Genomic DNA, 23,758 nt, shown 5'->3' on the forward strand with positions numbered 1-23,758 from the left:
ACCGGCAGACACACAGGAGATAGACGTGATCCAGCAGGAGTCGCGACTGCGCGTCGCCGACAACACGGGGGCGAAGGAGATCCTTTGCATCCGTGTGCTCGGTGGCTCCGGTCGCCGCTACGCGGGCATCGGTGACGTCATCGTCGCCACCGTCAAGGACGCGATCCCCGGTGGCAACGTGAAGAAGGGTGACGTCGTCAAGGCGGTCATCGTTCGCACCGTCAAGGAGCGCCGCCGTCCGGACGGCTCGTACATCCGCTTCGACGAGAACGCCGCCGTCATTCTGAAGAACGACGGCGACCCTCGCGGCACCCGCATCTTCGGCCCGGTCGGGCGTGAGCTGCGCGAGAAGAAGTTCATGAAGATCATCTCGCTGGCTCCGGAGGTGCTGTAAGCATGAAGATCAAGAAGGGCGACCTGGTCCAGGTCATCACCGGCAAGGACAAGGGCAAGCAGGGCAAGGTCATTGCCGCTTACCCGCGCGAGGAGCGCGTCCTGGTCGAGGGTGTCAACCGGGTCAAGAAGCACACCAAGGCCGGCCCGACCGCGCGCGGTTCCCAGGCCGGCGGCATCGTGACCACCGAGGCGCCGATCCACGTCTCCAACGTCCAGCTGGTCGTGGAGAAGGACGGGCAGAAGGTCGTCACGCGTGTCGGTTACCGCTTCGACGACGAGGGCAACAAGATCCGCGTTGCCAAGCGGACGGGTGAGGACATCTGATGGCTACCACCACCACTCCGCGTCTCAAGACGAAGTACCGCGAGGAGATCGCGGGCAAGCTGCGTGACGAGTTCAAGTACGAGAACGTCATGCAGGTTCCCGGCCTCGTCAAGATCGTGGTCAACATGGGTGTGGGCGACGCCGCCCGCGACTCCAAGCTGATCGAGGGCGCCATCCGCGACCTCACCACGATCACCGGTCAGAAGCCGGCCGTCACCAAGGCCCGCAAGTCCATCGCGCAGTTCAAGCTGCGCGAGGGTCAGCCGATCGGTGCCCACGTCACCCTCCGTGGCGACCGCATGTGGGAGTTCCTGGACCGCACCCTGTCGCTCGCGCTGCCGCGCATCCGCGACTTCCGCGGTCTGTCCCCCAAGCAGTTCGACGGGCGTGGCAACTACACCTTCGGTCTCACGGAGCAGGTCATGTTCCACGAGATCGACCAGGACAAGATCGACCGTGTCCGGGGTATGGACATCACCGTGGTCACCACGGCGACCAACGACGAAGAGGGCCGTGCCCTTCTCCGTCACCTCGGCTTCCCGTTCAAGGAGGCGTGAGCGAGATGGCGAAGAAGGCTCTCATCGCGAAGGCTGCTCGCAAGCCCAAGTTCGGCGTGCGCGGTTACACGCGCTGCCAGCGCTGCGGCCGTCCCCACTCCGTGTACCGCAAGTTCGGCCTGTGCCGCGTGTGCCTTCGTGAGATGGCTCACCGTGGCGAGCTGCCGGGCGTGACCAAGAGCTCCTGGTAATCCCTCATTTAGGGATTCCTGGACCTCTCGGTAAGCAACCGGGACGGCAGAGGCCCTCCTCACGATGCCTTAGGCTGGGAGGGTTGGGCCTCTGCCGCCCTGAACGACTTACTACGCCGTAGGTCCCCGCACCGCACCCGTCCCGTCTCAAGAAGTACGGGGAGAGGGATGGCGCATATAGGAAACCCCGGCGAGAAAGGCCACAGGCCAATTCATGACCATGACTGATCCGATCGCAGACATGTTGACGCGTCTGCGGAATGCGAACTCGGCGTACCACGACACGGTGTCGATGCCGCACTCCAAGATCAAGTCCCACATCGCGGAGATCCTCCAGCAGGAGGGCTTCATCACGGGCTGGAAGGTCGAGGACGCCGAGGTCGGCAAGAACCTCGTCCTGGAGCTGAAGTTCGGCCCCAACCGTGAGCGCTCCATCGCGGGCATCAAGCGGATCTCCAAGCCCGGTCTCCGGGTGTACGCGAAGTCCACCAACCTGCCGAAGGTGCTCGGCGGCCTGGGCGTGGCGATCATCTCCACGTCGCACGGGCTCCTCACCGACAAGCAGGCCGGCAAGAAGGGCGTGGGTGGGGAAGTCCTCGCCTACGTCTGGTAGCGGAAGGGAACGGAGGAAACAGCTATGTCGCGCATCGGCAAGCTCCCCATCGCGGTTCCCGCCGGCGTGGACGTCACCATCGACGGCCGTACGGTCAAGGTCAAGGGCCCCAAGGGCGAGCTGACCCACACCGTCGTGGCTCCGATCGACATCGCCAAGGGCGAGGACGGCACCCTGCAGGTGACCCGCCCCAACGACGAGCGTCAGAGCAAGGCCCTGCACGGCCTGTCCCGCACGCTGGTGGCGAACATGATCACCGGCGTGACCCAGGGTTACGTGAAGAAGCTCGAGATCAGCGGTGTCGGTTACCGCGTGACCGCCAAGGGCTCGAACCTCGAGTTCGCGCTCGGTTACAGCCACCCGATTCTCGTCGAGGCCCCCGAGGGCATCACCTTCAAGGTGGAGACCCCGACCCGTTTCTCGGTCGAGGGCATCGACAAGCAGAAGGTCGGCGAGGTCGCGGCCAACATCCGCAAGCTGCGCAAGCCCGACCCGTACAAGGCCAAGGGCGTCAAGTACGAGGGCGAAGTCATCCGCCGCAAGGTCGGAAAGGCGGGTAAGTAAGCCATGGCATACGGGCAGAAGATCCTCAAGGGCGACGCCTACAAGCGCGCCGCGATCAAGCGCCGTCACATCCGGATCCGCAAGAAGGTGTCCGGTACGGCGGAGCGTCCCCGTCTGGTCGTGACCCGCTCCAACCGCCACATCGTGGCGCAGGTGATCGACGACCTGAAGGGCCACACCCTGGCGTCGGCGTCCACCCTGGACGCGTCGATCCGCGGTGGCGAGGGCGACAAGTCCGCGCAGGCCAAGCAGGTCGGTGCCCTGGTCGCCGAGCGTGCCAAGGCCGCCGGTGTCGAGGCCGTCGTGTTCGACCGTGGTGGCAACCAGTACGCCGGGCGCATCGCCGCCCTGGCGGACGCCGCCCGCGAAGCCGGGCTCAAGTTCTGAGCCGCTTGTAGCTAGCGGAAAGAGAGAGGTAATCCAATGGCTGGACCCCAGCGCCGCGGAAGCGGTGCCGGTGGCGGCGAGCGGCGGGACCGGAAGGGCCGTGACGGCGGCGCTGCTGCCGCCGAGAAGACCGCGTACGTTGAGCGCGTCGTCGCGATCAACCGCGTCGCCAAGGTTGTGAAGGGTGGTCGTCGCTTCAGCTTCACCGCGCTGGTCGTGGTGGGCGACGGTGACGGCACCGTGGGTGTCGGATACGGCAAGGCCAAGGAGGTGCCGGCCGCCATCGCCAAGGGCGTTGAGGAGGCCAAGAAGCACTTCTTCAAGGTCCCCCGGATCCAGGGCACCATCCCGCACCCGATCCAGGGTGAGAAGGCTGCAGGCGTCGTGCTCCTGAAGCCCGCGTCGCCCGGTACCGGTGTGATCGCCGGTGGTCCGGTGCGTGCCGTGCTCGAGTGCGCCGGTATCCACGACGTGCTGTCGAAGTCGCTCGGCTCCGACAACGCGATCAACATCGTGCACGCGACCGTGGAGGCCCTGAAGGGCCTGCAGCGTCCCGAGGAGATCGCGGCCCGCCGTGGTCTGCCCCTGGAGGACGTCGCTCCCGCGGCTCTGCTGCGTGCGCGCGCCGGGGTGGGTGCGTAATCATGGCGCAGCTCAAGATCACGCAGGTCAAGTCCTACATCGGCAGCAAGCAGAACCACCGTGACACCCTGCGGTCGCTTGGTCTCAAGGGGATCAACACCGTGGTCGTCAAGGAGGACCGCCCCGAGTTCCGCGGCATGGTGCACACCGTCCGCCACCTCGTGACGGTCGAGGAGGTCGACTGATCATGGCGGAGCAGAACCCGCTCAAGATCCACAACCTCCGTCCCGCCCCGGGCGCCAAGACCGCCAAGACCCGTGTCGGTCGTGGTGAGGCGTCGAAGGGTAAGACGGCCGGTCGTGGTACCAAGGGCACCAAGGCCCGCTACCAGGTTCCGGAGCGCTTCGAGGGCGGCCAGATGCCGCTGCACATGCGCCTCCCGAAGCTGAAGGGCTTCAAGAACCCGTTCAAGACCGAGTACCAGGTCGTGAACCTCGACAAGCTGGCCGCGCTCTACCCCGAGGGTGGCGAGGTCACCGTCGAGGGTCTGGTGGCCAAGGGCGCCGTTCGCAAGAACAGCCTGGTCAAGGTCCTCGGTCAGGGTGAGATCTCCGTGGCGCTGCAGGTGACGGTCGACGCCGTCTCCGGCTCCGCCAAGGAGAAGATCACCGCCGCCGGCGGCACCGTCACCGAGCTCGTCTGAGTTCCTCAGGCGTCTCGATGACGTAAGCAACTCCCGACCGGGGATACCTCACAATGGGGTATCCCCGGTTGGTCGTTCCACGGGGAGCAGTGTCGCCGGTAAGGTGGCCTGCACTGTTCACTCTCTTATTCGTCGAACCTCAAGACCGTCACCCTTGACGCAGTTGCGCGGGGGTCGCAGGAGGCACCGTGCTCACCGCGTTCGCCCGGGCGTTCAGGACGCCCGACCTGCGCAAGAAGCTGCTCTTCACGCTCGGCATCATCGTGGTCTACCGGGTCGGTACCCACATCCCGATCCCCGGCGTCAACTACCAGGCCGTCCAGGACTGCGTGGACCAGGCGTCCGGCAACCAGGGCCTCTTCGGTCTCGTCAACATGTTCAGCGGCGGCGCGCTGCTGCAGATCACGGTCTTCGCGCTGGGCATCATGCCGTACATCACGGCGAGCATCATCCTGCAGCTGCTGACCGTGGTGATCCCGCGGCTGGAGGCCCTCAAGAAGGAGGGCCAGGCCGGTACGGCGAAGATCACCCAGTACACCCGTTACCTGACGGTGGCGCTCGCCATCCTCCAGGGCACCGGTCTGGTGGCCACCGCCCGCAGCGGCGCCCTGTTCTCCGGCTGCACGGTCGCCTCCAGCATCGTCCCGGACCAGGCGATCTTCACCACCATCACCATGGTCGTCTGCATGACCGCCGGTACGGCCGTCGTGATGTGGCTGGGCGAGCTGATCACCGACCGCGGCATCGGCAACGGCATGTCGATCCTGATGTTCATCTCGATCGCCGCCACCTTCCCGTCCGCCCTGTGGTCGATCAAGAAGTCCGGCGACCTGGCCGGCGGCTGGATCGAGTTCGGCACCGTCCTGCTGGTCGGCCTGGTCATGGTCGGCCTGGTGGTCTTCGTCGAGCAGGCCCAGCGCCGTATCCCGGTGCAGTACGCGAAGCGCATGATCGGCCGGCGTTCCTACGGCGGCACGTCCACCTACATCCCGTTGAAGGTGAACCAGGCCGGTGTGATTCCGGTCATCTTCGCGTCGTCGCTGCTCTACATTCCGGCTCTGGTCGCGCAGTTCTCCGGATCCACGGCGGGCTGGAAAACGTGGATCGAGCAGAACCTGACCAAGGGCGATCACCCGATTTACATCGTTTCGTACTTCTTGCTCATCGTTTTCTTCGCGTTCTTCTACGTGGCGATCTCCTTCAACCCCGAAGAAGTAGCCGACAACATGAAGAAGTATGGTGGCTTCATCCCGGGCATCCGGGCTGGCCGACCGACCGCTGAGTACCTGAGTTACGTGCTCAACCGGATCACCTGGCCGGGTTCGCTGTATCTGGGGCTGATCGCTCTCGTGCCGACGATGGCGTTGGTGGGGTTCGGGGCGACCAATAACTTCCCGTTCGGCGGGACCAGCATCCTGATCATCGTGGGTGTCGGTCTTGAGACGGTGAAGCAGATCGAGAGCCAGCTTCAGCAGCGCAATTACGAAGGGTTCCTCCGCTGATGCGAATCGTCCTCGTCGGGCCGCCGGGTGCTGGAAAGGGCACACAGGCAACCCGCCTCGCTGCGAAGCTGCGCATCCCGCACATCTCCACGGGCGATCTGTTCCGCGCCAACATCAGCCGGCAGACGGATCTCGGGAAACTCGCGAAGTCCTACATGGACGCCGGCAATCTCGTGCCCGACGAGGTCACCATCGCGATGGCCAAGGACCGTATGGAGCAGCCGGACGCCGAGGGCGGCTTCCTGCTCGACGGTTTCCCGCGCAACGTCTCGCAGGCCGAGGCGCTCGACGAACTGCTGAAGACCGAGGCCATCAAGCTGGACGCGGTGCTCGATCTGGAGGTCTCCGAGGACGAGGTCGTCAAGCGGATCGCCGGCCGGCGCATCTGCCGCAACGACTCCGCGCACGTCTACCACGTGACGTACAGCCCGCCGAAGAAGGAGGGCGTCTGCGACGTCTGCGGCGGCGAGCTGTACCAGCGCGACGACGACTCCGAGGCGACGGTCCGCAACCGGCTGGAGGTCTACCACACGCAGACCGAGCCGATCATCGACTACTACAAGGCGCAGGGACTGGTCGTCACGATCTCCTCCCTCGGCCCGGTCGACGAGGTCACGCAGCGGGCGCTCGAGGCGCTCAAGCGCGAGGACGACGGCAAGTAGGCGGAGCCTGTACGGCCGTGGCACCCGAAGGGGCGTCACGGCCGTACTGTTGTGTACGTAACCGGTTGACGTGAGTGACGGAGAGCGCAGGACCCATGGTGCAGATCAAGACCCCCGAGCAGATCGCCAAGATGCGTGAGGCGGGGCTGGTCGTCGCCGCCATCCACGCGGCGACCCGTGAGGCCGCGGTGCCCGGAGCCACCACCAAGGACCTGGACGAGGTGGCCCGCAAGGTCCTCGCCGAGCACAACGCCAAGCCGAACTTCCTCGGCTACGGCGGCTTCCCGGCCACGATCTGCACGTCCGTCAACGAGGTCGTCGTGCACGGCATCCCGTCCGAGGACGTCGTCCTGAAGGACGGCGACATCATCTCCGTCGACTGCGGCGCGATCGTCGACGGCTGGCACGGGGACGCCGCCTACACGGCCTTCGTGGGCTCCGGCCACGCTCCGGAGCTGATCGAGCTCTCCCGGGTGACCGAGGAGTCGATGTGGGCCGGCATCGCGGCGATGAAGCAGGGCAACCGGCTCGTCGACATCTCCCGCGCGGTCGAGACGTACATCCGCCGCCAGCCCAAGCCCGGCGGCGGCCGGTACGGGATCATCGAGGACTACGGCGGCCACGGCATCGGCACCGAGATGCACATGGACCCGCACCTGCTGAACTACGTCGACCGCCGCCGCGGCAAGGGCCCCAAGCTGGTCCCCGGCTTCTGCCTGGCGATCGAGCCGATGGTCTCCCTGGGCACCCCGAAGACCGAGGTCCTCTCCGACGACTGGACGGTCATCACCACCGACGGCACCTGGTCCTCGCACTGGGAGCACTCCGTCGCCCTGACCGAGCAGGGCCCGCTGGTCCTCACGGCACCGGACGGCGGCAGGGCGAAGCTGGCGGAACACGGCGTCACGGCGGCCCCGGACCCGTTGGCTTAACGATCTGGCCGGTGGGGCAGACTCTCTCGATTCGTCTTTCCGGGTGCGCTGACGTAGACTGACTCGTCGGCTCTCGTGCATCCGCATGTCCGCATGCGCCCGTCAGGGAGAAGCAGGGGAGTCGATCAAGGTAGTCGATTCGAAGGGCGAAGCGTGGCCAAGAAGCAAGGTGCCATCGAGATCGAGGGCACTGTCGTCGAGTCTCTGCCGAACGCCATGTTCAAGGTCGAGCTCCAGAACGGCCACCAGGTCCTGGCACACATCAGCGGCAAGATGCGCATGCACTACATCCGCATCCTCCCTGACGACCGGGTCGTGGTGGAGCTGTCTCCGTACGACCTGACGCGTGGCCGGATCGTCTACCGCTACAAGTAGATCCCTCTGACTCGGAGAACCTCGATCCCATGAAGGTCAAGCCGAGCGTCAAGAAGATCTGCGACAAGTGCAGGGTGATCCGCCGTCACGGCCGGGTCATGGTCATCTGCGAGAACCCGCGCCACAAGCAGCGCCAGGGCTGACGTAACGACCTCCCTCTGCGGTTTCGCAGGGCTTCGCGCGACGCGAGCTGAATATGTTCATACGCAGAATCCAGGCGAGCGATCGTCTGACACCCCCGGTTCGGAGGCCGGGGACCCGGTCCGTACCTGATACGGCGGCCGGGAACCGGTTCTGTGGAAGACCTCCGAAGATCACCAGGAGCCATTGAATGGCACGCGTTTCCGGTGTTGACATCCCGCGCGAAAAGCGCGTGGAGGTCGCCCTCACCTACGTGTTCGGCATCGGCCGGACCCTCTCGAAGGAGACGCTGGCTGCGACCGGCGTCGACCCCGACACCCGCGTCCGCGACCTCTCCGAGGAGCAGCTCGTCGCGATCCGCGAGTACGTGGACAACAACATCAAGACCGAGGGTGACCTCCGTCGTGAGATCCAGGCCGACATCCGCCGCAAGGTGGAGATCGGCTGCTACCAGGGTCTGCGTCACCGTCGTGGTCTGCCCGTCCGCGGTCAGCGCACCAGCACCAACGCCCGCACCCGCAAGGGCCCGCGTCGCGCCATCGCCGGCAAGAAGAAGCCGGGCAAGAAGTAGTCCTCAGCGGACAACGCTTCATCAGCGGTCTTCGCTGTAGGACCGACCACCTCCCCGTAGGAGTTTGTAGATGCCCCCCAAGGGTCGTCAGGGCGCTGCCAAGAAGGTGCGCCGCAAGGAAAAGAAGAACGTCGCTCACGGCCACGCGCACATCAAGAGCACGTTCAACAACACGATCGTCTCCATCACGGACCCGTCCGGCAACGTGATCTCCTGGGCCTCCGCCGGCCACGTCGGCTTCAAGGGCTCCCGGAAGTCCACGCCGTTCGCCGCGCAGATGGCCGCCGAGTCGGCCGCCCGCCGCGCCCAGGAGCACGGCATGCGCAAGGTCGACGTGTTCGTCAAGGGCCCGGGCTCCGGTCGTGAGACCGCGATCCGCTCCCTGCAGGCCACGGGCCTGGAGGTCGGCTCCATCCAGGACGTCACCCCGACCCCGCACAACGGCTGCCGCCCGCCGAAGCGCCGCCGCGTCTGAGGCACCGGCTGCTTGAGGATTCGGGCGGTACGGCTCCGTGAAAGGGCCGTATCGCCCGTACCCTTGCAGTACCCGCGCTTTTCACGGGCGCGGTTTCCGTCGGACGTCAAATAGCGGGCGTCCACGAAAGAAGGATCTGATCCACACATGCTGATCGCTCAGCGTCCCTCGTTGACCGAAGAGGTCGTCGACGAGTTCCGCTCCCGGTTCGTGATCGAGCCGCTGGAGCCGGGCTTCGGCTACACCCTCGGCAACTCCCTGCGTCGTACGCTCCTCTCCTCGATCCCGGGTGCGGCGGTCACGTCCATCCGCATCGACGGCGTTCTGCACGAGTTCACCACCGTGCCGGGCGTCAAGGAGGACGTCACCGACCTGATCCTCAACATCAAGCAGCTGGTCGTGAGCAGTGAGCACGACGAGCCGGTCGTGATGTACCTGCGCAAGCAGGGCCCGGGTCTGGTCACCGCCGCCGACATCGCGCCCCCGGCCGGTGTCGAGGTGCACAACCCCGACCTCGTCCTCGCCACGCTCAACGGCAAGGGCAAGCTGGAGATGGAGCTCACGGTCGAGCGCGGCCGCGGTTACGTCTCCGCCGTGCAGAACAAGCAGGTGGGCCAGGAGATCGGCCGTATCCCGGTCGACTCCATCTACTCGCCGGTGCTCAAGGTCACGTACAAGGTCGAGGCGACCCGTGTCGAGCAGCGCACCGACTTCGACAAGCTGATCGTCGACGTCGAGACCAAGCAGGCCATGCGTCCCCGTGACGCCATGGCGTCGGCCGGCAAGACCCTGGTCGAGCTGTTCGGTCTCGCCCGCGAGCTGAACATCGACGCCGAGGGCATCGACATGGGCCCGTCCCCCACGGACGCCGCCCTGGCCGCCGACCTCGCGCTGCCGATCGAGGAGCTGGAGCTCACGGTCCGCTCCTACAACTGCCTCAAGCGTGAGGGCATCCACTCCGTGGGTGAGCTCGTGGCGCGCTCCGAGGCCGACCTCCTGGACATCCGCAACTTCGGTGCGAAGTCCATCGACGAGGTCAAGGCGAAGCTGGCCGGCATGGGCCTGGCCCTGAAGGACAGCCCGCCCGGATTCGACCCGACCGCCGCCGCCGACGCCTTCGGCGCCGACGACGACGCGGACGCGGGTTTCGTGGAGACCGAGCAGTACTGAGCGGTACCGAGCAGTACTGACCGGTCGTTGCCGGTGGGCATCCGCTCATCGGGTTCCTGACCCCGGTACCTGATACGGCCGGGGCAGACACACAGGAGAAAGAACATGCCGAAGCCCACCAAGGGTGCCCGTCTGGGCGGCAGCGCCGCGCACGAGAAGCTGCTCCTCGCGAACCTCGCGAAGTCGCTCTTCGAGCACGGCCGTATCACCACCACCGAGGCGAAGGCCCGCCGCCTGCGGCCGTACGCCGAGCGTCTGATCACCAAGGCGAAGAAGGGCGACCTTCACAACCGCCGTCAGGTGCTCCAGGTCATCACGGACAAGGGCGTCGTCCACACGCTCTTCACCGAGATCGGCCCGCGGTACGAGAACCGTCCGGGTGGCTACACCCGTATCACCAAGATCGGTAACCGCCGTGGCGACAACGCGCCCATGGCCGTCATCGAGCTGGTGGAGGCGCTGACGGTGGCGCAGCAGGCGACCGGCGAGGCCGAGGCGGCGACCAAGCGTGCCGCGAAGGACGCCGAGGCTGCCGAGGCGGCTCCGGCTGCCGAGGCCACCGAGGCCACCGAGGCCGAGGCTCCCGCCGAGGAGTCGAAGGACGCGTAAGCGTCTGCGGGGTGCTGTTCGGTTGGCGGCTGCGGGTTCGTCGCGGCTGATCGCGCGGTTCCCCGCGCCCCTGAAGGGGCGCGTCAGCGGGTCCGTTCCTTTCCAGGGGCGGGCCCGCTTTCGTGTTTTGAGAGGATCTCTGGGTGAGTGATGAAGTAGAGCCCGGTTGTGTCCGGGTCCGTCTTGACCTGTCCTATGACGGCACCGAGTTCTCCGGGTGGGCCAAGCAGGCCGGGGGGCGGCGGACCGTGCAGGGGGAGGTCGAGGACGCTCTGCGTGTCGTCACGCGGTCGCGGGAGGCGTCGTACGAGCTGACGGTCGCCGGGCGCACTGATGCCGGGGTGCATGCGCGGGGGCAGGTCGCCCATGTCGATCTGCCGGCCGGGGTGTGGGAGGAGCAGCGGGAGAAGCTGCTGAAGCGGCTGGCGGGGCGGCTGCCGAAGGACGTGCGGGTGTGGGCGGTCGGGGAGGCGCCGGCCGGGTTCAACGCGCGGTTCGCGGCGCTGTGGCGGCGCTACGTCTACCGGGTGGGCGACCGGCCCGGGGGAGTGGACCCGCTGCTGCGCAACCATGTGCTGTGGCACGACTGGGAGTTGGACGTCGCGGCCATGGACGCCGCCGCCAAGTCCCTCGTGGGGGAGCACGACTTCGCCGCGTACGCGAAGAAGCGGGAGGGGGCGACGACCATCCGCGAGATCCTCGACTTCGGGGTGAGCCGGCGGGCGGACGGGGTCGTCGAGATCGAGGTCCGCGCCGACGCCTTCTGCCACAACCAGGTGCGGTCCATGGTGGGCGCGCTGCTGTTCGTGGGGGACGGGCACCGGGGTGTGGAGTGGCCGCGGAAGGTGCTGGAGGCCGGGGTGCGGGACAGCGCCGTCCACGTGGTGCGGCCGCATGGGCTGACGTTGGAGGAAGTCGCGTACCCGGCGGACGACCGGCTGCTGGAGAGGCAGCGGGAGGCCCGCCGGGTGCGGGTGCGGTCGAGTTGACCGCGGTGCCGGGTCAGCCGGCGAGGACCTTCTTGAAGGTCGGCTCCAAGAATGGCGCCAGCGAGCGGGCGTAGCCGCCGGTCATGTGGCTGTTGTCCCAATAGACCACGTGGCCGCCGATGACCGCCGGACAGTAGCCGTCCGCACAGAAGGCAGGGAGCGTGTTGAGCACGCTCGCCCCGTACTGCTCGGCGACCTCGCGCTCCATCAGCCGCAGGTCGGGGAGGTCGACGGCGGTTTCGGACTTGAGGGTGCACTCGCCAGGGGTGTCGGACTTCTCGGCCAGGCAGTCCGGGACGTTGAAGGTCGGCTTCGGGGTGTCGGTCAGGTAGACCAGCCGCGCCCCCATGGCCTTGAGCTTCTTGAACGTGTCCTCGGCGCCCTCGCGTACGGCGGTGTACTGGACGCGGTCGGCCACCGCGACCACCTCCGGCCTGAGCTTCTTGATGTAGGCGAAGGCCGATTCCCGCCACTTGGGGCACTCGGTGTATTCGCGGCCCAGATCCTCGCGGGTGATCTTGTACGCCTCGGGTGAGCAGCCGCTCTTGATGACCGTGACGACCTTGACGTGCAGCTTGCGGCCGAGCGCGTCGAAGGCGTTGCCCCATTGGTAGGCGTGCGAGTCGCCCAGCAGCACCATGGTCTTGTCGGACGTCTTGTCACCGATGACGCACTCGTCGTGCAGGGTGAAGCTGGTGACGAGCAACTGGTCGATGCAGCCGTAGTCGCCTCGGTCGTCGGGGGATTTCAGCAGCATGCTCTGGCTGATCTTGGGCTCGTTCCGCTCGCTCACCGCCTGCTCGACGGACTTGGTGCCGTTGAACCCGGTCAGCGCGGCCGCGGTCCCCGCGGTGCCGATGGACAGGTTGAGCGGTACCTGGAGAGCGATCACCATGGCGCAGGCGGAGGTGGCCGTCAGCGTGCCGCCGGTGAGAATGCCCCGCCACGGGCGGACGACCAGCTTCACGTTGTCCCTGAACCGCTTCTCGATGGCGAAGTGCATCGCGATGGCCAGCAGGAAGGAGAGGACCGCCACGCGGAAGCGGTCGGAGTAGCCGAACTCCCAGCCGATGATGTGGGGCCAGAGGATCAGCAGCGGCCAGTGCCACAGGTACCAGCCGTAACTGACCTTGCCGATGAAGTCGAAGACGGGGTTGTCGAGGAGCTTTTCGGCACCGAGGCGGGGGTTGGCGCATCCACCGGCGATGATCATCCACGCGCCGAGTACTGGTCCGGCGACGGCGTAGCCCGGCAGCGGTGTGTCCTCCGTGATGAGCATTCCCGTTATCAGGGTGGTGGCCAGGCCCAGCCAGGAGACGAACGCGGCGAGACCGCGTGGCATGCGGGACAGGAAGGGCGCCCAGAGGGCGAGCAGGACGCCGAAGGCGAGCTCCCAGATGCGGGAGTGGGTGCCGAAGTAGGCCAGCGGTTGATTCGTCGTGGTTTCGGTGTAGCCCAGGTAGAACGAGTATCCCACCACCCCCATGAGAACCGCCCCTACAAGGAGGCGGTTGCGGAAGACGACCCGGCTGAGCCAGGCCACGACGACCAGCAGGACCGGGGTGGCGAGGTAGAACTGCTCCTCGATGCCCAGCGACCAGAAGTGCTGGTAGGGCGACTGGCTGCCGTCGTTGGCGAAGTAATCGGTGCCGTTCTCGGCGAGACGCCAGTTGATCACGCTCAGGGAGGCGGCGAACCCGTCGTCCATGTAGTCGCGGAAGCTGAACGGACTGGCGTAGATCCAGGAGAGGACGCCCGTGGCGACGATGGTCAGGGCGGCCCCAGGAGCCAGGCGCCGGAAGCGGCGGGCCCAGAACTTGCTCAGGGACACCTTGCCGGTCTTGTCGATCTCGGCCAGGAGCTGGCTGCCGATGAGGAAGCCGCTGAGCACGAAGCTGACGTCCACACCGCCGTGGATGTCGAGGATGCCGCAGTGCATGCTGACCACCATCACGATGGCGACGGCACGCAGGCCCTGAATGTCCGGCCGGTACTTGCGAAGGCGCTCCGCGTTCGCGGTCGTTGAACGATGGCGGGTCACGGTTCTCCAGTAACTACTGCGACTTCAGTGGGCGGTCAGGCAGGCGGCGGTCGTGCCGCTCACGCGTACGCCCTGGGCGGGGATGTGGAGGCCGCACGACAGGCGGAGGTGGGCCGGCAGTTCGTTGTCGGCGCCGATGTGGGCGTGGCAGCCCACCACCACCTCCCGCAGGAGGGAGGCGCTGCCGATTGAGGAGTCGTGGTCGACCACGGACTCGTGGATGCGCGCACCCTCGGCCACGGTGACGTGTGCGCCGACGATGGAGCGGTCGACGACCACACACGGGCCGATCACGGCATGCGCGCCGATGGTCGAGCCGCCGGTGACACGTGCCGTCGGGTCGACGGTGGCGGTGGGATGGATCAGCGCCTCGGCCGGCGGCCCCACCAGCGGCGAGGTCACCCGGCCGGTGACCAGGTCGGCCGAGCCGTGCACGAAGGCCAACGGGGTGCCGAGGTCGCGCCAGTATTCGTCGGTGACGTGGCCGAAGACCCGCCTGCCCCGAGCGACGAGGTGCGGGAAGGTCTCCTGTTCGACCGAGACCTCCCGGTCGCCCGGGATGGCGTCCAGGACGGAGCGGCGGAAGACGTAGCAGCCGGCGTTGATCTGGTCGGTGACGCACTCCTGCTGGGTCTTGGGCTTCTCCAGGAAGGCGAGCACCCGGCCGTCCTCGGCGGTGGGCACCAGCCCGAAGGCGCGCGGGTCGGCCACCCGGGTCAAGTGCAGACTCACATCGGCCGCGCGCTCCCGGTGCCGTTCCAGTACGGCGCGCAGGTCGACTCCGGAGAGGATGTCGCCGTTAAGGACGAGCACCGGCTCCTCGGAGCCCCCGCGCAGCAGTCGCGCGGCATTGCGGATCGCCCCGCCGGTGCCCAGGGGCACCTTCTCGACGGCGTAGGAGATGTCGAGTCCCTCGCCGAAGTCCTTGAACTCTTCCTCGAAAAGGCTCGCCAGATAGGACGTGGCGAACACGACGTGCTCGACGCCGGCATCCATCAGCTTGGCTATCTGGTGCCGGATGAAGGAGGCACCGGCGACGCCCAGCAGCGGCTTCGGGGTGTGGTTCGTCAGCGGGCGCAAGCGCGTTCCCTTGCCGCCCACGAGGATAATGGCTTCCTGCATGATCGCCTCGCTCGGTCAGCTCGCGGTGTCGGTGCCAGGGCCTGCGTAGTCGGAGCCGAAGCAGGTCTTGATGGCCTTCTCGGAGAGGGGACGCCCCGCGAAGTCGAGCCGGGAGGCCGTCTTGTCGTCGGGTGCGGTGTTCGGATCGTCGTCGAAGTGGATCGACCACCAGTACACGCCCTGCATACGGCGCTCCTGGACGACCCGGCAGACGGCCGTGTACCAGTTGGCCTGCACCGTCTCGTTGACCGTGCGCCGGGCGTAGAAGTCACCGGGAGCGTGGTAGGCGCCGTTCATGGCGCCGATGCCGGATTCGGCGACGAGGATGTTCGGCAGGGGTCCGGTGGCCTTCTTGTCCAGCCACTTCTCCCAGCCGTCGATGAGGTCCTTGACGGGCGCGGTGTCCGGGACCTTGACCGGGAAGTAGGCGTCGACGCCGAGGTGGTTGACCGGCATGTTGATACGACCGGAGACGTAGTTGTCCCAGTTGGCGTCGTAGGAGACCTCGCCGGAGAACGTCTTCTCGGCGGAGTCGACCAGGGCCTCCCAGTTGGGGTCGCCCTCCAGGGAGTTGAGTTCGGTACCGATGACGAAGGTGTTCGTCTGCGCCTCGTCGGCCGCTTCGAGGTACGGGGTGAGCAGTTTCCTGTACGAGACGAACCAGGCGGAGCGCGAGGCCGGTTCGATGTTGCCGCGCCAGCCGTTGTTCTGCTTCAGGGTTCCCTCGTCCATGATCGGACGCAGCGTGGTGCGGAAGCCGGCGTCCTTGAATACCTTCAGCACCCGCTCCAGGCGTTGCGGGGACGGGGTCTTGGCGCCGGTCGACAGCTCGTTGGAGGTGCGGCTGTCGATGTAGAACGGAAAGGAGATGGAAACCGAGTTCGCGCCGAGGCCGATGAGGTACTTGGCGTGCTTGCTGGCCTGCTTCTCGATGAACGTGTCGGAGCGCTTGGTCTTCTCCTCCTCCCAGTAGAGCTGCACGCCCCACTGCGGCATCCCGGCCTTCCAGGGCTTGGCGACCTTGAGGGGGTCGGAGGGCGAGGACGACGAGGAGGAGACAGTGGACTTCGTACCGGCGTCGTGCCCCTGGGAGGAGGACTCCTCGGAGTCGCCCAGGACGATCCGGGGCAGGGCGGAGCCTCCCTCCCAGCGCACCGGGTGGTTGCCGAGGACGAAAGGGGCGCCCAGTACGACGGTCAGGACCGTCACCGGGAAAATGGCAAGCAGAGGCAATCGTGAACGCATGTGAGTGGTTGTCTTCCAGGCGGTCAGGCGGGCTTGGCGATCACGACGAACTTGTTCTCCTCGCGCCGGACGAACTTCATGAAGCCCTTGAAGCCGCCGAGCCCTTCCAGCACGGAGAAGACGGGAATGAGTGCGATCACCACGATCGGCTCCCACCACTTGCGCCGGCCGCTGATTGAAGCGAGCGCGTTCAGCCGCAGTCCCTCCCAGTACGTCCAGATGACGTAGGCGAAGTTGAGCGCCCAGAGGATGGTGATGGACTGGGTCACCGGCGAGGTGTTCATGTCGTTGATCAGCCAGCCGGCGAGCAGCACGGCGCCGATGTGTTGGAGCGGGCCCAGAATCCAAGTGGCCACGCAGACCGACAGGAACCAGCGGTAGCGCAGCGGGACGGCGCGGTTGAAGCAGAGCGCTACCAGTCCCCACGCCCAGCGCTCGCGCTGCTTGACGAAGTCTGCGGCGTTGGCAGGGGAGGCGCCGTAGCAACGGCCGTTGAACCAGTCGCTGCGGCCCGGGTACTTGCGGCAGAAGGTCAAGGCGAGACGGGCGTCCTCGACGATCTCCTTGGGGCCGAAGTCCCAGCCGATCTCGGCCTCGATGGACGCGCGCAGCACCAGCAGTTCGCCGTGCACACCGGCGGCCGGGGTGCCCATGCCGGTCAGCGCGCGGAAGCGGGCGATGTCGTCGGCGGGACGTACGGCGTCCGCGAGCCAGGTGAAGAGGTTGACCGCGTTCTCACGGGGGTACGTGAGGATGCCCTGGGCCATGTGCTTGGCCTCGTCCGGGTGGGCGCGGCGCTGGCGATTGATGAACTGGGCCAAGGCGGTCGCCGTGTCGGGGCCGACACCGGTGTCGTCGTCCATGTGCAGCACCCAGACGTATTCCAGGGCCTCGCCCTCCGCGATCCGCAGTTCGTGGGCGTAGTGGTTGGCGCGGGCCTTGAAGCGGGTGCCGTTGGCCGGGACGTAGTCCTTGGGGACGGTGACCACCCGCATCAGCGGGTGCGAGGCCGCGAGCCGGTCGATGTCCGCCGCCGCCTCACAGCCCTCCTCGGTCAGGATGTCGACCCGCATGTACGGGAACCACTCCGGCAGGTGCTCGACGTAGGAGAGGACGGAGCGCTCCAGGGCCGGATAGGTGTCGTGCCGCCCGATGGTCGGGCACAGGACGATCAGGAAGTCCTGTTCGGCGGGGGCGGGCGGGGTCATACGGTCGCTCTTGCGGACGCGGCGGCGGATCAGCAGGGCGCCCTGGATGCCCACCAGCACACCGGCCACCGGCAGGGACCAGACGATGGTCAGGATCCAGCTCTGCAGTGACGAACTGGGTCGGTACGACCACAGTCCGAAGACGACCAGTAGGACGAACGGCAACAGGAACGGAAGGATCCCCGGCTTCCAGGAAGCAGTGCGCTTCGCCAGTTTCTGATGGTGCCGCGAATACGGCACACCCCCGTCGACCAGTGTCGATGCCATGACGACTGCGGAACTCCCGTGAGATCGGTGGCGCGGCAAGACAGCAACCGATCTCTGCACGGCACGCTGCGCGCGCCGTGCTGTGTTGTTCCGGTGTGCCCCCCAACGCCGTCTTCGGCGTTTCGGCCGCGCCCCTCGGATGTCCCCCACCCCGGACGGGCCGAACAGATGGCCGATCCTCGCACACATTTCTTACACAAGGGAATACTTGTGTGAATGGTGTAGTCGAAAGTTAACCAATCATGGTCTTGCTCAGTGATCTCCAGACACTGCTGGTGATCACCGAGGGGGAGTAGTAGGTCCGCTTCACGTCGGCTGCGCTGTTGTCCTGGGTGAGCCCCTGTCCCCACACCGTCCACAGCGCCCAGGGGGTCCTGGCCAGGGTCTCAGGCTGCGCCGCGTTCAGCGGCACGTGGAAGGACTCGGCGACGATCCGGGGTTTGCCGTACCGCCTCAGGCCGCTGTGCCAGAACTCGGTCCAGGCGCCCTCGCCGAACGGCTTCGCCGGGCTGTCGCTGTACGCGTCGACGCCGACGACGTCCACGTGGCGGTCGCCGGGGTAGTAGGCGTGCGGCTCGGTGGTGTGCGTGCCGTCCCAGGAACTCGGCGACCACACGAAGACCAGGTTGTGCAGGCCGCGCCGGCGCACGAGATGGTCGTACGCCACCCGCCACAGCGTCCGATACGCCGCCGGGTCCTGCCCCGCCCACCAGAAGCCGTGTCCCGGTCTGGCGTTCATCTCGTGGTACGGCCGCAGCAGCACCGGCACCCCATGGGAGGCCAGGTAGCCGAGGTGGTCGGCGAGGAAGTCCAGGTCGTGCAGGAGGGCCCGGTACTCGCCGGTGCCTTCGGTGACCACCCGGCCGAACCAGGCGGGATCCCGCGCACCGGGGGAGTTGCGCAGCAGCGTCTGGGGGAAGCCCTTGACGGGGCTGCCCGGATAGGGCTGGTGGAAGGAGAAGCCCACCATGCCCGCCGGCGCGCCCCCGTTGTGCGGCAGCGACACCTCCGTGGCCGACGCGCAGTCACGGTGCGTCCCAGAGGTCCGGTAGGAGCCGTCCACCGGCCGGGGCAACCCCGCCCACACTCCGAGGGCGAGATCCACGGCGTCGTCGACGTACCCCCACTGCGAGCGGCAGCTCGGCCAGGCGCGGGAGTAGGAGCGCGGCTCACCGACGGCCCAGCCGGGATGCCCGTACCCGGGGCCGAGGTCCACCTCCACGAAGGCGGGCAGCCGACCGGTGATGTCGCGGGCCTTGCGGTAGTAGTAGCCCGGCTGCTTGGTGCCGCGGTGGTCGCCGTACGCCGGGTTGTAGCGCTCGTTCTGCAACTCCACGTGCTGGCCGATCACCGTACGGCTCGGCCGCCCCGCGCGCGCGTCGTTCTCCAGGGCCGCCAGCAGTGCGTACACCCGGCACGCGGCCCGTGTCGCCTCCGGGTCCCGCGCGCGCAGGTCCGTCGGCACCGCACGCGGCCCGTTCGTCCCCTCGGGCCAGGCCCACACCGCCAGTGGGGCCGCGACCGCGGTACCCGCCGCGAGTGCCCCGGCCAGCCGGACCACCCTCCGCCGCTCCATGGTGCTAGGCCCGGGCGAGGGCGATCCGCACCGCGCCGTCGACGCCGCGCCGCGTGCGCCCGTGCTGCTCCGCCATGGATACGCCCCCAGGATCCGTGCCGCCGGTCGGTGACCGGATGATCAGGGGGAGCGTCTCACACGCCCGAACGGGCGGTCACTGCTCGGCGGCCGCCGACGCCTGCGCCTGTCCCCGCCTGTTGATCTGGCGGACGGTGAACTCGGCCAGGTCGTTGCCGATCTGGAAGGCCTTCGTGTCCGACTTCGTCACGTCCTTGCCGGTGGTGAAGCCGGCGGTGGTGAAGTAGGCGTAGCGGCCGTAGGAGTTGGTGGTCGTCCGGCAGGTGGCGCCGTCGCAGAAGGTCTTCACGCCCTTGCCGGACAGCGACCTGACCAGGCTGTCGGCGTCGGCCTGCGACTTGACCTTGGACGCCTGCGCCTCGGTGTCGAAGACGGCCACGCCCACGGTCACCGCGACGTCGTCCTTGACGTACGTCACACGCATCAGGCGGGTGCAGCCGTTGGCGGTGAGGATCTTGGGGAGGGTGCCCTGGGCGGCCGAGACGCAGTTCCTGGTGTCGGCGGTCGGGCCCTTGCGGTAGACCGTCGTGCCCATGGTCAGCCGGGTGCCCGGGAAGAGCGTCTCCACCGACAGCGGCGCGGTGTCCTTGCTCTTGCTGGAGATGAAGTCCTTCGGGTCCAGCGGCGGCGGAGCGCTGGTCGGCGCGAAGGACGGGGCCGAGGCGCTGCTGCTGGGCAGGGCGGCGCTGGCGGGCAGGTTCGACGGGTCGCCGGAGGCCTTGTCGTCGCCGTTCGCGGAGACCACGGCCATCGCGACGGCCGTGCCGATGGCTATGGTCGCGACCACGCCACCGCCGATGAACAGCAGTCTGCGCCGCCGGTTGCGCGTCTCGGACGCCTCGGCGAGCGCGGCCCAGTCCGGTGTGTCGCCACTGTTGCCGCTGGTCCACGGCTGCTGGGAGTGCGGTTTCCAGGGATCCCACTGGGACGGGGGTCCCCCCTGCTGCCCGTAGCTCATGGGGCGCATCTTAGACGGGGGCCGGGAGGTGTAGTTGAGCCTCCGCGAAGGCCCCCGGGGACCTTTCCGGCCAGGGTCGTACATCTCGCCTCGCCGGTGTCGCGGCGGCCTCGTTTTGACCCGTCCGGGGCACGCCGGTATCCTGCTTGTTCGTTGTGTATTGGCTTGCTCATTCTCACGGGACGGGCCCTTACACCGGTCCACCGGGCCGATGACCAGCGACCCCACGCACGCGGTTTGCGTCGCCGCCGTGGGTCAAGGCTGTCGTGATCGTTTCGGTGACCTGTTCAGGACCATTCACTCGAAGCGAAGGCTACGAACCGTGCGTACGTACAGCCCCAAGCCCGGCGATGTGACGCGCCAGTGGCACGTCATCGACGCTCAGGACGTTGTCCTGGGCCGTCTGGCCTCCACTGCGGCCTCCATCCTGCGTGGCAAGCACAAGCCGATCTACGCGCCCCACGTTGACACGGGTGACTTCGTCATCATCATCAACGCCGACAAGGTGCACCTCTCCGGCAACAAGCGGACCCAGAAGATGGCGTACCGCCACTCCGGCTACCCGGGTGGTCTGCGCTCCGTCCGTTACGACGAGCTGCTCGACAAGAACCCCGAGAAGGCCATCGAGAAGGCCGTCAAGGGCATGCTCCCCAAGAACTCCCTGGGCCGTCAGATGCTCTCGAAGCTGAAGGTCTACAAGGGTGACCAGCACCCGCACGGCGCGCAGCAGCCGCAGCCGTACGAGATCACCCAGGTCGCGCAGTAAGTCCGGCCACCCCCTAAGACTGAAGAGAATCTGAGGAGAATCGTGGCCGAGACCACTGCCGAGCAGCCGCTCGAAGAGCTTGACATCGACAGCTACACCACGGAGTCGGACGTCCCCGTCGAGGGCGAGTACACCTCCGAGTCCCTCGCGTCCCGCTTCGGCGACCCCCAGCCGGCCGCCGGCCTGGGCCGCCGCAAGAACGCCATCGCCCGCGTCCGGATCGTCCCGGGCACCGGCAAGTGGAAGATCAACGGTCGCACCCTTGAGGACTACTTCCCCAACAAGGTGCACCAGCAGGAAGTCAACGAGCCCTTCAAGGTCCTGGAGCTTGAGGGCCGTTACGACGTCATCGCCCGCATCGCCGGTGGCGGTGTCTCCGGTCAGGCCGGTGCGCTCCGTCTCGGTGTCGCCCGCGCGCTGAACGAGGCCGACGTCGACAACAACCGCGGCCCGCTCAAGAAGGCCGGCTTCCTCCGCCGCGACGACCGTGCGGTCGAGCGCAAGAAGGCCGGTCTGAAGAAGGCCCGCAAGGCCCCGCAGTACAGCAAGCGCTAGTCGCCAGCTGCCCTGCTCGTACGTCCACGGGCTTTTTCGCCCGCGCGTACTCCGAACGCCCCGGCGGCACGCCACTGTGCCGGCCGGGGCGTTCGTTTATCACCTGACTTTGGGTCTAATGGCACAAGACGCTCAAAGGCTCGTGTGCTCGTATGTCGGGGCGCTGCCTCGGCAACCGTCGGGGTACTGCCCCGACGACGTTCGGGGCGCTGCCCCGATCGACGCTTCCTCGGGAGGACAAGTGGGACGACTCTTCGGAACGGACGGCGTGCGCGGCGTCGCCAACGCGGATCTGACGGCCGAGATGGCGCTCGGCCTGTCCGTGGCGGCGGCGCACGTGCTGGCCGAGGCGGGCACGTTCGAGGGCCACCGGCCGACGGCGGTCGTCGGACGCGACCCGCGCGCGTCCGGGGAGTTCCTGGAGGCCGCGGTCGTCGCCGGCCTCGCCAGCGCGGGCGTGGACGTCCTGCGGGTCGGCGTGCTGCCGACGCCGGCGGTCGCGTACCTGACCGGCGCGCTCGGCGCCGACCTCGGCGTCATGCTCTCCGCGAGCCACAACGCCATGCCGGACAACGGCGTGAAGTTCTTCGCCCGCGGCGGCCACAAACTCGCCGACGAGCTGGAGGACCGGATCGAGGCGGTGTACGACTCCCACCGGCACGGTGAGCCGTGGGAGCGGCCGACCGGGGCGGGCGTGGGGCGCGTACGGGACTACGAGGAGGGCTTCGACAAGTACGTCGCCCACCTCGTCGCCGTCCTGCCGAACCGGCTCGACGGGCTGAAGATCGTCCTCGACGAGGCGCACGGGGCCGCGGCGCGGGTGTCGCCGGAGGCGTTCTCGCGGGCCGGCGCCGAGGTGATCACGATCGGGGCCGAGCCGGACGGGCTGAACATCAACGACGGCTGCGGCTCGACCCACCTCGACCAGCTCAAGTCCGCCGTCGTCGAGCACGGCGCGCACTTCGGCATCGCGCACGACGGGGACGCCGACCGGTGCCTCGCCGTGGACCACACCGGCGAGGAGGTGGACGGCGACCAGATCCTGGCCGTGCTCGCGCTGGCGATGCGGGAGCGTTCCGCACTGCGCTCCGGCACCGTCGTCGCGACGGTCATGTCGAACCTGGGCTTCAAGCTGGCGCTGGAGCGGGAGGGGCTGCGGCTCGTGCAGACGGCGGTCGGCGACCGGTACGTGCTGGAGGAGATGAAGGAGCACGGCTACGCGCTGGGCGGCGAGCAGTCCGGGCACGTCATCATCCTCGACCACGCGACGACGGGCGACGGCACGCTGACGGGCCTGATGCTGGCCGCGCGGGTCGCGGAGACCGGACGGTCGCTGCGTGAACTGGCCTCCGTCATGGAGCGGTTGCCGCAGGTCCTCATCAACGTCCCGGACGTCGACAAGTCCCGGGTGAAGACGTCGGCGGAGCTGACGGCGGCGGTGGCCGAGGCGGAGCGTGAACTCGGCTCCACCGGGCGGGTGCTGCTGCGCCCCTCGGGCACGGAGCCGCTGGTCCGGGTGATGGTCGAGGCGGCCGACATCGACCAGGCGCGGTCGGTGGCGGGGCGGTTGGCGGACGTGGTGAAGTCGGCGCTGGGCTGACGCAGGAGCTGCCCGGCCCGAGGACGATGGTGTCCACGGACCGGGCAGCGTTCCTATCGGTTCGGCCGGCCGCTCAGGCGGCCGGTGCCAGCCGGTAGAGCGTGACCCAGAGGTCGTACTCGCCGCTCGGTTCCACCTGGGCGACGTCCACCCGGGTGGGGCCCGCGGGCCGGTCCACCCGGAGCAGCCGGTCGGCGGGGACCTCGTCGCCCGCCCAGACCGCGTCGAAGACCACGAGACCGCCGCCCGCTTCCCATTGCGTGGCGACTTCCCACCGCACGGTCGGAAGCATCCGGGTCACCGTCCCGACCACGTCGGTGACGGACGTCTTCGCGAGCCTCTGCACGAACAGGTCCAGGTGCGGGACGTAGGTGAGAGGTCCCTTCCCGGCCGCGAGCACCAGTGCTTCGGTGCCCGCCACCTCGAACGTGCCGGCCGGGCCGGCGGTCTGGCCGGCCAGCCAGTAGGGCGTCGACTCCTCCGCCTCGCCTTCGTCGTCCTCCTCGTCGTCGTCGACGCCACCGCGCCACTGGTGGCGTACCTCGTCCGGAAGGCAGATGTAGAGCCCGCCCAGCGAGTCGATCCATGGCATCTCTGAT

Annotated in this window: 30 protein-coding genes; 23 read left to right on the top strand and 7 right to left on the bottom strand. The window is 67.7% G+C overall.

The window, feature by feature from the left end; translation table 11 throughout:
• The first annotated feature begins 25 nt into the window (after window positions 1-25).
• The 20 genes from rplN to truA all read left to right on the top strand — a co-directional run bounded on the left by rplN (window position 26) and on the right by truA (window position 11,743).
• Window positions 26-394: a 50S ribosomal protein L14 gene (gene rplN, locus ACYF6T_RS34160; RefSeq protein WP_003998823.1), complete on the top strand. Its 369-nt coding sequence runs from the start codon at window positions 26-28 to the stop codon at window positions 392-394.
• 2 nt (window positions 395-396) lie between these two features.
• Window positions 397-720, top strand: coding sequence for a 50S ribosomal protein L24 (rplX, locus tag ACYF6T_RS34165; protein WP_076097138.1), 324 nt, complete (start codon window positions 397-399; stop codon window positions 718-720).
• The gene (gene rplE / locus ACYF6T_RS34170; protein ID WP_014674377.1) at window positions 720-1,277 is read left to right on the top strand and encodes a 50S ribosomal protein L5; all 558 of its coding nucleotides are present in this window, start codon (window positions 720-722) and stop codon (window positions 1,275-1,277) included. The genes rplX and rplE overlap by 1 nt, the downstream gene beginning before the upstream one ends.
• Window positions 1,278-1,282: 5 nt before the next feature.
• The gene (locus ACYF6T_RS34175) at window positions 1,283-1,468 is read left to right on the top strand and encodes a type Z 30S ribosomal protein S14 (protein ID WP_003948630.1); all 186 of its coding nucleotides are present in this window, start codon (window positions 1,283-1,285) and stop codon (window positions 1,466-1,468) included.
• A 214-nt stretch (window positions 1,469-1,682) separates the two neighbouring features.
• On the top strand, window positions 1,683-2,081 hold the full coding sequence (rpsH, locus tag ACYF6T_RS34180; RefSeq protein ID WP_006130772.1) for a 30S ribosomal protein S8: 399 nt from the start codon (window positions 1,683-1,685) through the stop codon (window positions 2,079-2,081).
• A gap of 24 nt (window positions 2,082-2,105) precedes the next feature.
• Window positions 2,106-2,645 (top strand): 50S ribosomal protein L6, encoded by a 540-nt coding sequence (rplF, locus tag ACYF6T_RS34185; RefSeq protein ID WP_461701383.1) that lies wholly within the window; start codon window positions 2,106-2,108, stop codon window positions 2,643-2,645.
• A 3-nt stretch (window positions 2,646-2,648) separates the two neighbouring features.
• Entirely contained in the window at window positions 2,649-3,032 is a 384-nt protein-coding gene (gene rplR / locus ACYF6T_RS34190) for a 50S ribosomal protein L18 (RefSeq protein ID WP_029380981.1), read from the top strand.
• A gap of 36 nt (window positions 3,033-3,068) precedes the next feature.
• Window positions 3,069-3,674, top strand: a complete 606-nt coding sequence (rpsE, locus tag ACYF6T_RS34195) for a 30S ribosomal protein S5 (RefSeq protein ID WP_014674381.1) — start codon at window positions 3,069-3,071, stop codon at window positions 3,672-3,674.
• Between the two features lie 2 nt (window positions 3,675-3,676).
• The gene (gene rpmD, locus ACYF6T_RS34200) at window positions 3,677-3,859 is read left to right on the top strand and encodes a 50S ribosomal protein L30 (protein ID WP_003998814.1); all 183 of its coding nucleotides are present in this window, start codon (window positions 3,677-3,679) and stop codon (window positions 3,857-3,859) included.
• A gap of 2 nt (window positions 3,860-3,861) precedes the next feature.
• Entirely contained in the window at window positions 3,862-4,317 is a 456-nt protein-coding gene (rplO, locus tag ACYF6T_RS34205) for a 50S ribosomal protein L15 (protein ID WP_014674382.1), read from the top strand.
• 188 nt (window positions 4,318-4,505) lie between these two features.
• A complete protein-coding gene (gene secY, locus ACYF6T_RS34210) occupies window positions 4,506-5,819 on the top strand; it encodes a preprotein translocase subunit SecY (protein WP_461701385.1) in 1,314 nt (437 codons plus the stop codon).
• Window positions 5,819-6,481 carry an adenylate kinase gene (locus ACYF6T_RS34215; RefSeq protein ID WP_461701387.1) on the top strand — a complete coding sequence of 221 codons (663 nt, stop codon included), beginning with the start codon at window positions 5,819-5,821 and terminating at the stop codon, window positions 6,479-6,481. The genes secY and ACYF6T_RS34215 overlap by 1 nt, the downstream gene beginning before the upstream one ends.
• 95 nt (window positions 6,482-6,576) lie before the next feature.
• On the top strand, window positions 6,577-7,413 hold the full coding sequence (map, locus tag ACYF6T_RS34220) for a type I methionyl aminopeptidase (RefSeq protein WP_461701389.1): 837 nt from the start codon (window positions 6,577-6,579) through the stop codon (window positions 7,411-7,413).
• A 153-nt stretch (window positions 7,414-7,566) separates the two neighbouring features.
• Window positions 7,567-7,788, top strand: a complete 222-nt coding sequence (infA, locus tag ACYF6T_RS34225; protein WP_003948620.1) for a translation initiation factor IF-1 — start codon at window positions 7,567-7,569, stop codon at window positions 7,786-7,788.
• A 29-nt stretch (window positions 7,789-7,817) separates the two neighbouring features.
• Window positions 7,818-7,931 (top strand): 50S ribosomal protein L36, encoded by a 114-nt coding sequence (gene rpmJ, locus ACYF6T_RS34230; protein ID WP_003998809.1) that lies wholly within the window; start codon window positions 7,818-7,820, stop codon window positions 7,929-7,931.
• A gap of 188 nt (window positions 7,932-8,119) precedes the next feature.
• Window positions 8,120-8,500: a 30S ribosomal protein S13 gene (rpsM, locus tag ACYF6T_RS34235; protein ID WP_461701393.1), complete on the top strand. Its 381-nt coding sequence runs from the start codon at window positions 8,120-8,122 to the stop codon at window positions 8,498-8,500.
• Window positions 8,501-8,570: 70 nt separating this feature from the next.
• Window positions 8,571-8,975, top strand: a complete 405-nt coding sequence (gene rpsK / locus ACYF6T_RS34240) for a 30S ribosomal protein S11 (RefSeq protein WP_003956432.1) — start codon at window positions 8,571-8,573, stop codon at window positions 8,973-8,975.
• A gap of 147 nt (window positions 8,976-9,122) precedes the next feature.
• On the top strand, window positions 9,123-10,145 hold the full coding sequence (locus tag ACYF6T_RS34245; protein WP_003966937.1) for a DNA-directed RNA polymerase subunit alpha: 1,023 nt from the start codon (window positions 9,123-9,125) through the stop codon (window positions 10,143-10,145).
• A 105-nt stretch (window positions 10,146-10,250) separates the two neighbouring features.
• Window positions 10,251-10,754 (top strand): 50S ribosomal protein L17, encoded by a 504-nt coding sequence (gene rplQ, locus ACYF6T_RS34250; protein WP_461701395.1) that lies wholly within the window; start codon window positions 10,251-10,253, stop codon window positions 10,752-10,754.
• A gap of 143 nt (window positions 10,755-10,897) precedes the next feature.
• Window positions 10,898-11,743: a tRNA pseudouridine(38-40) synthase TruA gene (truA, locus tag ACYF6T_RS34255; protein WP_461701397.1), complete on the top strand. Its 846-nt coding sequence runs from the start codon at window positions 10,898-10,900 to the stop codon at window positions 11,741-11,743.
• A 13-nt stretch (window positions 11,744-11,756) separates the two neighbouring features.
• Here truA and ACYF6T_RS34260 read toward each other — a convergent pair whose 3' ends face one another.
• The 6 genes from ACYF6T_RS34260 to ACYF6T_RS34285 all read right to left on the bottom strand — a co-directional run bounded on the left by ACYF6T_RS34260 (window position 11,757) and on the right by ACYF6T_RS34285 (window position 20,238).
• The gene (locus ACYF6T_RS34260; protein WP_461701398.1) at window positions 11,757-13,784 is read right to left on the bottom strand and encodes an acyltransferase family protein; all 2,028 of its coding nucleotides are present in this window, start codon (window positions 13,782-13,784) and stop codon (window positions 11,757-11,759) included.
• 24 nt (window positions 13,785-13,808) lie between these two features.
• Window positions 13,809-14,906, bottom strand: a complete 1,098-nt coding sequence (manB, locus tag ACYF6T_RS34265; protein WP_461701400.1) for a mannose-1-phosphate guanylyltransferase — start codon at window positions 14,904-14,906, stop codon at window positions 13,809-13,811.
• Window positions 14,907-14,921: 15 nt separating this feature from the next.
• Window positions 14,922-16,115 carry a glycoside hydrolase family 113 gene (locus ACYF6T_RS34270; RefSeq protein WP_461701402.1) on the bottom strand — a complete coding sequence of 398 codons (1,194 nt, stop codon included), beginning with the start codon at window positions 16,113-16,115 and terminating at the stop codon, window positions 14,922-14,924.
• Between the two features lie 59 nt (window positions 16,116-16,174).
• Entirely contained in the window at window positions 16,175-17,524 is a 1,350-nt protein-coding gene (locus ACYF6T_RS34275) for a glycosyltransferase family 2 protein (RefSeq protein ID WP_461701403.1), read from the bottom strand.
• A gap of 334 nt (window positions 17,525-17,858) precedes the next feature.
• Complete coding sequence (locus ACYF6T_RS34280) at window positions 17,859-19,202, bottom strand: glycoside hydrolase family 26 protein (RefSeq protein ID WP_461701404.1); 1,344 nt, start codon at window positions 19,200-19,202, stop codon at window positions 17,859-17,861.
• A gap of 154 nt (window positions 19,203-19,356) precedes the next feature.
• A complete protein-coding gene (locus ACYF6T_RS34285) occupies window positions 19,357-20,238 on the bottom strand; it encodes a hypothetical protein (protein WP_461701406.1) in 882 nt (293 codons plus the stop codon).
• Between the two features lie 322 nt (window positions 20,239-20,560).
• Here ACYF6T_RS34285 and rplM point away from each other — a divergent pair, with 322 nt between their 5' ends.
• The 3 genes from rplM to glmM all read left to right on the top strand — a co-directional run bounded on the left by rplM (window position 20,561) and on the right by glmM (window position 23,159).
• Window positions 20,561-21,004: a 50S ribosomal protein L13 gene (gene rplM, locus ACYF6T_RS34290; RefSeq protein WP_356583574.1), complete on the top strand. Its 444-nt coding sequence runs from the start codon at window positions 20,561-20,563 to the stop codon at window positions 21,002-21,004.
• A 42-nt stretch (window positions 21,005-21,046) separates the two neighbouring features.
• The gene (gene rpsI / locus ACYF6T_RS34295; protein WP_123974782.1) at window positions 21,047-21,559 is read left to right on the top strand and encodes a 30S ribosomal protein S9; all 513 of its coding nucleotides are present in this window, start codon (window positions 21,047-21,049) and stop codon (window positions 21,557-21,559) included.
• A 241-nt stretch (window positions 21,560-21,800) separates the two neighbouring features.
• Complete coding sequence (glmM, locus tag ACYF6T_RS34300) at window positions 21,801-23,159, top strand: phosphoglucosamine mutase (protein WP_461701407.1); 1,359 nt, start codon at window positions 21,801-21,803, stop codon at window positions 23,157-23,159.
• Between the two features lie 73 nt (window positions 23,160-23,232).
• On the opposite strand, the gene ACYF6T_RS34305 is transcribed toward glmM, so the two are convergent.
• A complete protein-coding gene (locus ACYF6T_RS34305) occupies window positions 23,233-23,751 on the bottom strand; it encodes an Imm21 family immunity protein (protein WP_461701408.1) in 519 nt (172 codons plus the stop codon).
• Window positions 23,752-23,758 lie beyond the last annotated feature (7 nt).

Source organism: Streptomyces sp. 7R007, from assembly GCF_054850255.1.